We start from the raw sequence: 12,051 nt of genomic DNA on the forward strand, positions 1-12,051 counted from the left end.
CCCCGCTGTCCGGGCAGGATGCTGCCCGTAGTCCTATGTGGTCCTTTCAACCGCCCAGGGAGGCCCGGATGACCGGCAGCACGCGCGCGCCCTTCACCGCCGACGACTACCGGGCCCGTATGGACCGCGCCGCGCGGGCCGCCGCGGACGCCGGTCTCGACGGGCTCCTGGTGGCGCCCGGCCCCGATCTGGTGTGGCTGACCGGCTACGCCCCCACCGCGATCACCGAACGGCTCACCCTGCTCGTCATCGCCCAGGGCCGGGCCCCCGTCCTGGTCGTGCCCACGCTGGAGGCCCCGGACGCCGCGCAGGCGCCCGGCGCGCCCGCCCTGAACCTGCGCGACTGGACCGACGGCAAGGACCCGTACGCCGCGACCGCCGCGCTCCTGTCCGGCACCGGCCGCTTCGGCGTCAGCGACAACGCCTGGGCGATGCACCTGCTGGGCCTGCAGCGCACGCTGCCCGGCACCGCCTACGAGTCCCTCACCGAGGCCCTGCCGATGCTGCGCGCCGTCAAGGACGCGGCGGAGCTGGAGCTGATGGCGGCCGCGGGCGCGGCGGCGGACGCGGCCTTCGAGGAGATCCGCAAGGTCCCCTTCGCCGGCCGCAAGGAGTCCGCCGTCGGCGCGGACCTCGCCGATCTGCTGCGGAAGTTCGGCCACTCACAGGTCGACTTCACCATCGTCGCCTCGGGCCCGAACGGCGCCGATCCGCACCACGAGGTCGGCGACCGCGTCATCGAGGACGGCGACATGGTCGTCCTGGACTTCGGCGGTCTCAAGGACGGCTACGGCTCCGACACCTCCCGCACGGTCCACGTCGGCGAGCCCACCGAGGAGGAGCGCCGGGTGCACGACCTGGTGCGCGAGGCCCAGGAGGCGGGCTTCAGGGCGGTGCGGCCGGGCGCCGCCTGCCAGGACGTCGACCGGGCCGCCCGGGAAGTGATCGCCGGCGCCGGCTACGGCGAGTACTTCATCCACCGCACCGGCCACGGCATCGGCGTCACCACGCACGAGCCGCCGTACATGATCGAGGGGGAGCGGCAGCCCCTGGTGCCGGGAATGTGCTTCTCCGTGGAACCCGGCATCTATCTGCCCGGCCGGTTCGGTGTGCGCATCGAGGACATCGTCACCGTCACCGAGGACGGCGGGCGACGGCTGAACGACACGACCCGCGAGATGGTCATAGTGGACTGAGCGACCAGCAGGAGCCCCAGCAGACCCCCGAGGGACAACGGCGCGGACCATGACCCAGGCACCGACACCCACCGCGGACACCGTCCGCCGGCTGGTCAGTTCCCTGCTCAAGGACGGTGGCGCCGGCGCCGGACCCGAGGTGCGGCCGGTCACCGAGGGAGCCGGGCACGGCACCTGGTGGGTCGGCTCCCGGCATGTGCTGCGCCTCGCGCCCGACCGCGAGGCCGCCGTCCGCCAGCGACGCGAGCTGCGCCTGCGCGACCTGCTGCGCCCGCACCTGCCGGTCGCCGTGCCCACCAGCGTGGCGCACGGGGAGTGGGCGGCCGGGCTGACGTACACGCTGGACACCAAGGTGCCCGGCGGCTCCGGCGAGGAGCACGACGTGTCCGCCGTCGGCGAGGCCGACCTCGCGGGGCTGCTCACCGGTCTGCGCGAGGTGCCCGCCCGGCAGGCAGAGTCGCTCGGCGTCCCGCGCGTCGCCCCGCGCTCCCTGGAGGGCCTGCGCCGGGCCGCCGAGCGCGCCGCCGAACGGCTCGCCGCGGCCGACGAGTTCGACCCCGTACGCCTGCACCAGCTCACCGGCGCGGCCGCCGTGCAGCTCGCCGCCCAGCCCGGCACCGCGGTGCTCGTCCACCACGACCTCAAGGGCGAGCACCTGGTGGTCAGCCCCGACGGCCGGGTGCGCGGCGTCCTCGACTGGTCCGGCGCGGCCGTCGGCGACCCCGCCGAGGACATCGCCGGGCTGGCCGTCGCCGTCGGCTCACCGGCGGCCGTCCGCGCGGCGACCCTCGCCGGCTACGGCGCCCGCCCCTGTCTGCGCGGCCTGTGGCTGGCCCGCTGCGACGCGGTCGTCCGCCTCGCCGGGGCACTCCAGGAGCGCGATACGGCCGCCCTGCCGCTGCACCGGCTCCGGCTCCGCCGGGCCTGGGAGGCGATCCTGCTGGAGCGGGTGACGGAGTTCCGGGACGGCGAGGCGGACGTCTAGGGCCCGTTGCGAACGTCCGGTGCCGCTCAGCCCTGCAGCAGCACCACGGCCGACTCCCCGGGCACGTGCAGCACCCCGTCCGGGCCCGGTGCCTCGACGGGCTCCCACGCGGCGAGCACGCGCGCGTGGCGCGGGCCCAGGGGGATCTGTGCCGGTTCCTTGGCGATGTTCACGGCCACGCGGACGTCCCCGCGGCGGAAGGCGAGCCAGCGCTGCCGCTCGTCGTACGCCACCTTGATGTCGGCGAGATCGGGATCGGTGAGGTCGGCCTGCTCGTGCCGGAGCGCGATCAGCGCCCGGTACCAGTCCAGCACACGCGCGTGGGGCTCCTCGGCGGGCTCCGCCCAGTCGAGGCAGGAGCGGTCGCGGGTCGCCGGGTCCTGCGGATCCGGTACGTCCTCCTCCGCCCAGCCGTGGGACGCGAACTCCCGCCGCCTGCCGCGCCGTACGGCCTCGGCGAGCTCGGGATCGGTGTGGTCGGTGAAGAACTGCCAGGGCGTGCCGGCCGCCCACTCCTCGCCCATGAACAGCATCGGCGTGAAGGGGGCGGTCAGCACCAGCGTGGCCGCGCAGGCCAGCAGACCGGGGGAGAGGGTGGCCGACAGGCGGTCGCCCAGGGCGCGGTTGCCGACCTGGTCGTGCGTCTGGCCGTAGCCCAGGAGCCGGTGCGCGGCCACGCGCGTGCGGTCCAGGGGGCGCCCGTGGCGGCGGCCGCGGAAGGTGGAGTACGTGCCGTCGTGGAAGTAGCCGCCGGTGAGCGTCTTGGCGAGCGCGGCCATGGGGGCGCGCGCGAAGTCGCCGTAGTAGCCCTGGGACTCGCCGGTCAGCGCGGTGTGCAGGCAGTGGTGGAAGTCGTCGTTCCACTGCGCGTGCAGACCGAGGCCGCCCGCCTCGCGCGCGGTGATCAGCCGCGGGTCGTTGAGGTCGGACTCGGCGATCAGGAAGAGCGGGCGGTCGAGTTCGGCGGCGAGGGCGTCCACCGCCGTCGACAGCTCCTCCAGGAAATGGCACGCGCGCGTGTCCGCCAGCGCGTGCACGGCGTCCAGGCGCAGCCCGTCCATCCGGTAGTCGCGCAGCCACGACAGGGCGCTCTCGCGCAGATAGTCGCGCACCTCGTCCGAGCCGGGCGCGTCGAGGTTCACGGCGGAACCCCACGGCGTGTGGTGGGTGTCCGTGAAGTACGGCCCGAACAGGGGGAGATAGTTGCCGGAGGGCCCGAGGTGGTTGTGCACGACGTCCAGGACCACGCCCAGGCCGAGTTCGTGGGCCCGGTCGACGAACCGTTTCAGCGCCTCGGGACCGCCGTACGGCTCGTGCACCGCCCACAGCGAGACGCCCTCGTAGCCCCAGCCGTGCGTGCCCGGGAAGGGGCACAGCGGCATCAACTCGACGTGGGTGACGCCCAGTTCGACGAGATGGCCGAGCCGCTCCGCGGCCGCGTCCAGGGTGCCCTCACGGGTGTACGTGCCGACGTGGAGCTCGTAGAGGACCGCGCCCGGCAGCGGGCGCCCGGCCCATTCGGTGCGCCAGGCGTACCGCTGCTGGTCGACGACGGCGCTGAGGCCGTCGGGGCCGTCCGGCTGCCGGCGCGAGCGAGGATCGGGCAGCACGGGACCGTCGTCCAGCGCGTAGCCGTACCGCGAGCCGTCGCGCGCCTCGGCCTCCGTCCGCCACCACCCCTCCCGTCCGGGATCGCGCTCCAGCGCGCGCGTGTCGTCGTCGCACCGGAGCGTGACGCGCTCGGCCTGTGGTGCCCACACCTCGAACTGCACGGACGGTTCCCCTTCGTCTGCTCACCGTGATGTAGCCCGTCCATGGTGCTCCAAACGAGATCAATCCGCTTTTGCATCCGCCGTTTTGCGGGCGGGTGTCGCCGGGCACGTGCGCGTGCCCGGCGTTTTCCCGTTTCCTGGACACCCGGAGTTCACTGACCGACAATCACGAACGTGACGTCGTCCTTCGAGTTCCACACGTACCCCGCGCGGTTGTCCGACGCGGAGCGCGACAAGGCGCTGAAGGTGCTGCGTGACGGCGTCGCCATGGGACGGCTGTCGCACGACACGTTCATCCACCGCATGGAACTGGCGCTCGCCGCCCGCCGGTCCGACGAACTCGCCGTGCTCACCGCCGACCTCCCCCAGGAGAACCGTCTCTCGCGCCTGGTGTTCGGCACCGTGGAGGCGGTCTCCGGCTTCACGGTACGGCTGCGCAGGGCATGGCAGGCCGAGCGCCTGCCCAAGCTGCTGCTGCCGCACCCGGGCAACGGCCACCCGCTGCGCATCGGTCGCGATCCGGCCAACGGGCTGCGCCTCACGCATGAAACGGTGTCCCGCGTGCACGCCGAACTCCGCCGCCAGGGCGGCATGTGGGTGCTGCGCGACCTCGGCTCGACCAACGGCACGACGGTGAACGGGCGACGGGTCATCGGTGCCGCGGTCGTGCGCGAAGGTGATCAGGTCGGCTTCGGACGGATGTCGTTCCGGCTCGCCTGCGACTGAATGCGCTCGCCGTCCCGAAGAGCTTTGGCCTGAGCATGACATCGCGTTGACGTGCTGCGATGGACCAAAGCGGTTTCCGCTCCGCGGTGTTGACGTACCCCTGAAGTCGTGACTGACTGTGCGTACGCCATGCACATCAGGTGAAACGACGGCACCACATTGTGGAGGTGTGCCCTGCCGCCCCTCCTCCGCTACCCGACCGTCGACGAGCTCGGCGCGCGGGCGGCAGCACTCGTCGCACGTCGTCCCGCGGACGCCCGCCTGCGCCGCGTCGGCACCTCCCGCGCGGGCAACCCGATGTGGCTGCTTTCCGTCGGTCACGGCAGCCGCCAGGCCCTCGTCGTCGCCGGGCCGCACGCCAACGAACCCGTCGGCGGCGGCACCGTGCTGCGGCTGGCCGAACGCGCCCTCGCCGACCCGCGGTTCACCGAGGGCTCCGACGCCACCTGGAACCTGCTGCTCTCCCTCGACCCCGACGGCCTGCGCCGCAACGAGGGCTGGCTGCAGGGCCCGTACAGTCTCGGCCGGTACTTCCGGAACTTCTTCCGGCCCGGCTTCCTCGAACAGCCCGAGTGGCTGCCCGACGGCGCGGCCGGCGCCGCACTGCCCGAGACCCGCACCCTGCTCGAACTGCAGGACGAGCTGCGGCCCTTCCTCCAGTGCTCCCTGCACGGTGTTGACGTCGGCGGCGGCTTCGTCGAGCTGACCCACGACCTGCCGGGCCTCGCGGGGCGCGTCGCCCGCGCCGCCGCCCGCCTCGGCATCCCGCGCGAACTCGGCCCCTACGACACCCTGTACTGGCCGAGCCTGGGCCCCGCCGTCTACCGCATCCCGCCGCCGCGCATCGGCGATCTGGCCGCGGCCATCACCGAGGCGGCCGTCGAGTCGACCTGGTTCCACCCCTACCGGCACGGCACGGTGACCGCCGTCGTCGAGGCGCCCATGTGGGGCGTGGCGGCCGTGGAGGACGGCTCCCCGCCCTCCGACGCGGCCGCGGTGCTGCGCACCGTCAGCCACGCGCTGCGGCGCGACACACGGCTTCTGGAGGTGCTCCTCGCCCGGCTGCGGCCGCACCTCGCGCGGACGCCGGACGCGGCCGCCCTGCTCGCCCCGGTGGACGACTATTTACTGGTCTGCCCGGGCCTCGCCGACGCGTGGGACCCCGACGTCGCCGCCGGCGCGCGCCCGCTGCCGCCGCTCAGCAGCGGCCACCTGGCCGCCCTGCGCATCGCCGGGCGCCGCCTGGCACTGCGCACGGCGGGCCTGCTGCACCAGCTCGTCACGGCCGCCGGCCGCGACCCCGCCGGCGTGCTGCCGGACCTGGACCGGCTCGTCGAGGAATGGTGCGCCGACTACCGCGACGCCCTCGGCGCGCGCTGGATCCCGGTCGCGCGCCAGGTGGAGTACCAGTCGCGGGTGGTGCTCGCCGCGTTCGAACTCGCCGGGCAGTACGCGCCCGCGTGCTCCCGTTCGGGTGAGCCGGGCTGGGGTTCCCAGGCGACCGTGCCGATGCACCGGGAATGACGACCAGCACCACAGAAGCGATCAGCACCACGGCGAAAGCGGTACGGGGCGGTCTGCTCGCGGCCGCGCTCCTGCTCGCGGGCGCGGCCCCGGCGCAGGCGGTCACCCACCACTTCCCGCCGGACAACTGGCTCTACCTCACGGTCACCAAGGGTGACTCCCGCGCCGCGGGCCACCGCGACACCCTGCTGCTGTGCGACCCGCCAGAAGGCCACGCGCGGGCCGCCGAGGCGTGCGGCGAACTGGCGGCCGCCGACGGCGACATCTCCCGCATCCCGGTGAAGGACGCCTACTGCCCCATGATCTACGCGCCGGTCACCGTCCACGCGCGCGGGGAGTGGAGCAACCGGAAGGTCGACTACACCCAGACGTTCTCCAGCGCCTGCTTCATGAGCGCGCGCACCGGGTCCGTCTTCGCCCTCGACACCTGAGGCCGGTGGCGCGGCGGCCGGCGCGCGCGAGCCCGGGCGGCGTGCTCATGCCGCGCGGTCGCGCGCGTACCGCGCCGCCGTGACGACGGTGCGCGACTGGTGCTCCACCTGGTGCTCCAGCGGCACCCAGCGCGCCCGGAAGCGCTCCGCGAAGGCCTCGCTCCAGGCCGCCACGAGCCGCTCCAGACCCGGCGCCGCCCGGTCGCCGCTCTCCCGCAGGACCCGCAGCAGCATGGCCGCCGCCCGCAGCGGCAGACGGCGGCCGAACGCGTCCACACTGCTGACGTACGCCATCGTGGTGCCGGCGGGTGGTGTGTGCGTCCAGTCGGCGGCCAGGCCCGGCACCAGGTCCAGCACCCACCGGGTGGCCCGCAGCAGCGGTCCGTCGACGCCCTCCAGACGCGGCAGCGCCTCCGCGAGCACCCGGTCCACCTCGAAGGCGTCCCGCAGCAGCCGGCGGGCCACCCGCCGTATCGCCGCGGCCGGCGCGGGATGCGGAGCCGGGTCGTCGACCAGGTCGCTCGCCCACATCGGCACCTCGACGACCGCCGTCAGACCGCCGTACCGGTGCGTGGCGTACCAGGTGCTGTGGCGCGCGTCGTCCGGCATGCTCGGGTACGCGGCGCCCGCACCGGGGGCGGGCATCACATGCACCCCGGGTCCGGACGCGGACCAGCCCGCGGCGTCCGAGGCGCCCGTCTCCACCGGGATGTGCAGCTGCGCGGCGGACTTGGCGAACGGCTCGGCGAGACCCGGTATGTCCCTGGTCAACTGCACCCAGCTGCCGCCCAGATCGGTTCCGTGCAGGGTGACCTGGAGATAGGGGCGCAGCTCGTCGATGACCCGGGTCAGCGCGCGCGTCTCGGGCGGCAGGCGGTGCGCCGGCAGCACCGACGGCGACCACTCGGGCTGCTCCTCGGCGGCCGGCCGGAAGAACCCGAGGTGGTAGTCGTAGAGACTGCGCGGCGCCGGGGTGACGTGCAGGCTCGCCCCGTCGGGGTCCACGCAGAGCAGGAAGTGCCAGGACGTGTCCCGGCGCAACTCCCGGTCCGCCAGCACCCGTTCGGCGAGCGAGAGGACCGTGCAGGCGCCCGTCGGCTCGTTGGCGTGGGCACCGGAGACGACCAGCACGGCCCGCCGGGCGTGGCCCACCGACAGCAGGTGCAGAGGCCTGCCCGCCCGAGAGACGCCCACTTCCCTCAGCACGCACAGACTGGGTCTGCGAACGGCCAACGACCGCGCGCACGCGACGAGTTGGGTCACGGTGGGGTAGCGCCGCTGAGGCAGGAGACTCACCCCCGTCACGTCCGCCCGGCTTCGCCTTCCGCAGTACCCCACGCTCTCCCCGAAGTGTCAATAACGCCCAGGGGGAGGCTCCCGGGGGCGCCCAGATGCATTCGCCGCGGGCGGCTCGCGCCACCTCCGGACACCAGGCCTGACGCCGCGAGCCCGGGCGCGAACAGGGCGCCGTCGGCCCGCGCGACGCGCCGGCCGCCCGGCCCGGGCCCCGGGAGCGTGCGCGGCCGTGAGCCGGTGGCCGGGACGACCACAGGGCGCGCCACGACGGCGCGGGGCGCCCCACGACCGCCGTCACGCGCGTGCCGCCTACCGGGGCGCCTGAGCCTGCTCGGCGTCCACCCGCTCCAGCAGGACCACCGGCAGCCGCCCGAAGAGCTCCTCCACGCGCGCGTGCCCCGTGAACTCCCGCCCGGGAGCGAGCACGTCGGACCAGCGGCCCGGCGGCAGCGGCAGCCGGGTGTCCTGCCAGCCGCCCGCCTCCGCCAGCCGCAGCGACAGCCGCGTCACGGCCGTGACGACCTCCGAGGAGCGCGCGAACGCCAGGCAGTGGGCCGCCGCCGGGCCCTCGGCGGCGAGCGGCGTGTACGTCGCCGCGTCCCCGAACGCGCCGGGCCGCCGGGCGCGCAGCCGCAGTGCCGCCGCGGTCACCGCGTCCTTGTCGCCGGGGGCCTCGGGCGGGAAGCCCACGGGCCGCCGGTTGTCCGGGTCCACCAGCGCCAGGGACTCGCCCTCGGTGCCCTGGTAGACGTCCGGCACGCCCGGCATCGTCAGCTGGACCAGGGCGGTGCCCAGCACGTTCGCCCGGATGTGCGGCTCCAGCGCGCGCCGCAGGGCCAGGACGTGCTCGCCGGGAGGCCCGCACGGCCCCGCCGCGACGAAGGCGGCCACCGCCTCCTCGTACGCGGGCTCCTGCTCCGTCCAGCTCGTCAGCAGTCCCGCCTCGCGCACATGCTTCAACAGGGCCTGCTGCACGCGCTCCTCGGCCGCCGCGCCGAGCCCGAACACCGTCTGCCAGGCCGCCCACGCGAGCTGCGCGTCCGGCACGCCGTCGCCCGCGCGGGTCACCTCGGCCAGGACGTCGGCCCACCGCTGCGGGCACTCCGTGAGCACCGCCAGAGCAGCCCGTACGTCGGCGCTGCGCTTGGTGTCGTGCGTCGAGACGACCGTCCCGGTCAGCGGCCAGTCGCGCTGCACGCGCACGCAGTAGCCGTGGAAGTCCTCCGGGGAGATCCCCGGGCTGCCCGGGTCGCCGCCCACCTCGTTCGCCGACAGCAGCGGCACGTAGCGGTAGAACGCCGTGTCCTCCACGGACTTGGCACGCAGCGCCGACGCGGTCTGCGCGAACCGCGTCCGGAACTCCTCGTGGTCGGGCCCGTCACCGGCCCGCCCCAGCACCAGGTCGCGCACCACGTCGACCGCGCCGGCCTCCTCCGGCACGACGAAGGCGAGCCGGGCCTCGGCGGCGGCCTCCTCGGTGACCACCGAGGCCGCGTCCCCGGAGGCGTACGGCCGGTAGACCTCCATGCGGACCAGCAGCTCCTGGAGCGCCGTGCGCAGCGCCCAGGGGGCGCGGTCGCGCAGCGCCGGGTCCGGGGCGCCGGCGCACAGCGCGCTCGCCACCCGCGTCAGCCGGTTGATCTCGGTGGCCAGCTCGTGCGTGATCACCTTGTACGCCGCCCGGCGCACCGTCGCCGCCCAGTCGCCTCCCCGGTCCGTCTGCGGGGCCGCGAACCGCCGGTACTGGCCGAGGAGTTCACCGAAGCCCGCCGGGTCCGTGAACAGGCCGTCGACGTGCCGCAGGGCGTCGTAGCCGGTGGTGCCCGCGACGGGCCAGGAGGCCGGCAGGCACTCCCCGTCCGCCAGGATCTTCTCCACCACCGTCCAGCGGCCGCCGGTCGCCTCGTGCAGGCACCGCAGATACGTGTCGGGGTCGGCGAGCCCGTCGGGGTGGTCGATGCGCAGCCCGTCGACCACGCCCTCGCGCAGCAGCTCCAGGATCTTCGCGTGCGTGGCGTCGAAGACCTCCGGGTCCTCGACGCGCACCCCGATGAGCTCCGAGATGCTGAAGAAGCGCCGGTAGTTGAGCTCGGTGCGGGCCAGGCGCCACCACGCCGGCCGATACCACTGGGCGTCCAGGAGCTGCGGCAGCGGGAGCTCCGCGGTGCCCTCGCGCAGCGGGAAGGCGTGGTCGTGGTAGCGCAGCACGTCGCCGTCGACCCGCAGCTCGCCGAGGACCGAGCCGACCGGCTGCCCGAGCACAGGCAGCAGCACCTGGCCGCCCTGGGCCTCCCAGTCGATGTCGAACCAGCGCGCGTACGGCGACTTGGGCCCCTCCCGCAACACCTCCCACAGGGCGCGGTTGTGCCGCGGCGCCATGGCCATGTGGTTGGGCACGATGTCGACCACCAGGCCCAGACCGTGCTCCCGCGCCGTGCGGGACAGCGCGCGCAGCCCCTCCTCGCCGCCCAGCTCCTCACGCACGCGCGCGGGGTCGACCACGTCGTAGCCGTGCGTGGAACCGGGCACGGCCTCCAGCACGGGCGACAGGTGCAGGTGCGAGACGCCGAGCGAGGCCAGGTACGGCACGGCGGCCGCGGCGGCCGCGAACGGGAACGCGGGCTGCAGCTGCAGCCGGTAGGTGGCCGTCGGCGCCATCAGGTCGGGTCGCTCAGGTGTCATGCAAACCTACGTACCCGCCCTGCCGCCCTTCGTGTCATCGTCCCCTGCACGGGTGCACGTGCGCGTGGCTAGCTTCGAGCGATGGGAACCACGGGGCGCACGTACAGGGACGTCATCCGCCTGACCGGGCCGCTGCTGCCCGTGGTGTCCTTCCTGGCGCGGCTGCCGACCGCCACGATCCAGTTCGGCAGCGTGCTGCTCGTCGCCCGGACGAGCGGCTCTCTGGCGGCCGCGGGGCTCACCGGCGGCGCGCTGGCGGCCGGGCAGGTGGGCTGCGGTCCCCTGGTGGGCCGGCTCGCCGACCGGCACGGCCAGCGGACGGTCGTGCTCGTGTTCTGCCTCGCCAACGCCGTCGCGATCGCCGCCCTGGTGGCCGGTGCGCTCGCCGGACTGCCGCCCGCCGTGCTCGCCCTGCTCGGGGCGTCGGCGGGGGCGACGGTGCCACTGATCGGCCCGCTCGGCCGCGCCCGCCTGGTGGCCCTGGCCCGCAGATCCGCTGCCCCCGAGACCGCGGTCGGCGCCGCCCTGTCCTTCGAGAGCACCCTGGACGAGATCTCCTTCGTGCTGGGCCCCGCGCTGGTCGGGGTGGCCGCCGTGCTGGCCCACCCGGCGCACGCCCTGGCCGCCGCGGCGCTCCTGGTCGCCGTCTGCGGCACGGGCTTCGCGCTGCATCCGACCGCGACGGTGACGTCTCCCCGCAGCGGCCGCGCGGCCCGCGGCACGCCACGCGCGCGTGGCGACCGCCGCCCCCGCCTGCCCCGCTCCGTCCGCCCCCTCTGTGCCGCCCTCGCCCTCCAGGGGGCGATGTTCGGCGCCTGCCAGGCGGGCATCACCGCGCTCACCCAGCGGCTCGGGCACGAGGACCAGGCAGGGCTCGTCTACGCCGCCATGGGTGTGATGAGCGCGGTCGCGGGCCTCTCCATGGCAGCCGTACCCGCCCGCATCCCCCTCACGGTCCGCTGGCGGGCGGCGACCACGGCCGCCCTCGTGTTCTCCCTGCCCCTGCTGCGCACGCACGGCCTGGGCGTCCTCTACGCCGTCGTCACCGTCCTCGGCGTCGCCTACGCCCCGCACCTGATCACGGTGTTCGGGCTCGTCGAGCGCGCGGTGCCGCCCGCGCGCCTCGCCGAGGCCATGGCGTTCGCCACGAGCGCGATCGTCGCCGGCCAGGCCGTGGCGGTCGCCGTCACCGGCCGTCTGGCCGACGCCCACGGCCCCGCGGCCGCCTTCGCGGCGGCAACCCTCGCCGCCGCCCTCGCCGCGGTGATCGCCTGCACGGTGCGCCCGGCGCCGTACGCCGCACGCAGGAACGCGCACACGACCGCACGGCCGGCCGAACCGGCCCGCCACGCGCGCGTCGTGGGGCTGCGAGGAGGGAACCGGGAAGTGTTCCGCCCCTCGCCTCTGTGTAAGGGCACCGTCCCGCTTTCGTTCCCCCA

At 75.0% G+C, this 12,051-nt stretch carries 9 protein-coding genes; 6 read left to right on the plus strand and 3 right to left on the minus strand.

The genetic code is table 11. The annotated features are described in order from the left end of the window. Positions 1–68: 68 nt before the first annotated feature. Together ACFU97_RS17180 and ACFU97_RS17185 are read left to right on the plus strand one after the other, a co-directional pair. Complete coding sequence (locus ACFU97_RS17180; RefSeq protein ID WP_384256788.1) at positions 69–1,196, plus strand: aminopeptidase P family protein; 1,128 nt, start codon at positions 69–71, stop codon at positions 1,194–1,196. Between the two features lie 49 nt (positions 1,197–1,245). Then, positions 1,246–2,181: a phosphotransferase family protein gene (locus ACFU97_RS17185; protein WP_384256790.1), complete on the plus strand. Its 936-nt coding sequence runs from the start codon at positions 1,246–1,248 to the stop codon at positions 2,179–2,181. A 26-nt stretch (positions 2,182–2,207) separates the two neighbouring features. Here ACFU97_RS17185 and treZ read toward each other — a convergent pair whose 3' ends face one another. Then, positions 2,208–3,953, minus strand: a complete 1,746-nt coding sequence (gene treZ / locus ACFU97_RS17190; protein ID WP_384256792.1) for a malto-oligosyltrehalose trehalohydrolase — start codon at positions 3,951–3,953, stop codon at positions 2,208–2,210. A gap of 174 nt (positions 3,954–4,127) precedes the next feature. Here treZ and ACFU97_RS17195 point away from each other — a divergent pair, with 174 nt between their 5' ends. The 3 genes from ACFU97_RS17195 (at position 4,128) to ACFU97_RS17205 (ending at position 6,634) form a co-directional block, all read left to right on the plus strand. Beyond that, a complete protein-coding gene (locus tag ACFU97_RS17195) occupies positions 4,128–4,679 on the plus strand; it encodes an FHA domain-containing protein (protein ID WP_384256796.1) in 552 nt (183 codons plus the stop codon). A gap of 159 nt (positions 4,680–4,838) precedes the next feature. Beyond that, the gene (locus tag ACFU97_RS17200) at positions 4,839–6,203 is read left to right on the plus strand and encodes a M14 family zinc carboxypeptidase (RefSeq protein ID WP_384256798.1); all 1,365 of its coding nucleotides are present in this window, start codon (positions 4,839–4,841) and stop codon (positions 6,201–6,203) included. Further along, positions 6,200–6,634 carry an SSI family serine proteinase inhibitor gene (locus ACFU97_RS17205; protein WP_384256801.1) on the plus strand — a complete coding sequence of 145 codons (435 nt, stop codon included), beginning with the start codon at positions 6,200–6,202 and terminating at the stop codon, positions 6,632–6,634. Before ACFU97_RS17200 ends, ACFU97_RS17205 begins: the two co-directional genes overlap by 4 nt. A gap of 45 nt (positions 6,635–6,679) precedes the next feature. On the opposite strand, the gene ACFU97_RS17210 is transcribed toward ACFU97_RS17205, so the two are convergent. After that, positions 6,680–7,930 (minus strand): M14 family zinc carboxypeptidase, encoded by a 1,251-nt coding sequence (locus tag ACFU97_RS17210; RefSeq protein ID WP_384256803.1) that lies wholly within the window; start codon positions 7,928–7,930, stop codon positions 6,680–6,682. A 309-nt stretch (positions 7,931–8,239) separates the two neighbouring features. Continuing rightward, on the minus strand, positions 8,240–10,612 hold the full coding sequence (treY, locus tag ACFU97_RS17215; RefSeq protein WP_384256805.1) for a malto-oligosyltrehalose synthase: 2,373 nt from the start codon (positions 10,610–10,612) through the stop codon (positions 8,240–8,242). A gap of 81 nt (positions 10,613–10,693) precedes the next feature. Between treY and ACFU97_RS17220 the strand changes: the two genes are divergently transcribed. Next, positions 10,694–12,051: MFS transporter (locus ACFU97_RS17220; protein WP_384256808.1), on the plus strand; the 1,358-nt coding region annotated here is incomplete at its 3' end.

The sequence above is a fragment of the Streptomyces sp. NPDC057616 genome (assembly GCF_042800575.1).
GTDB lineage: Bacteria > Actinomycetota > Actinomycetes > Streptomycetales > Streptomycetaceae > Streptomyces.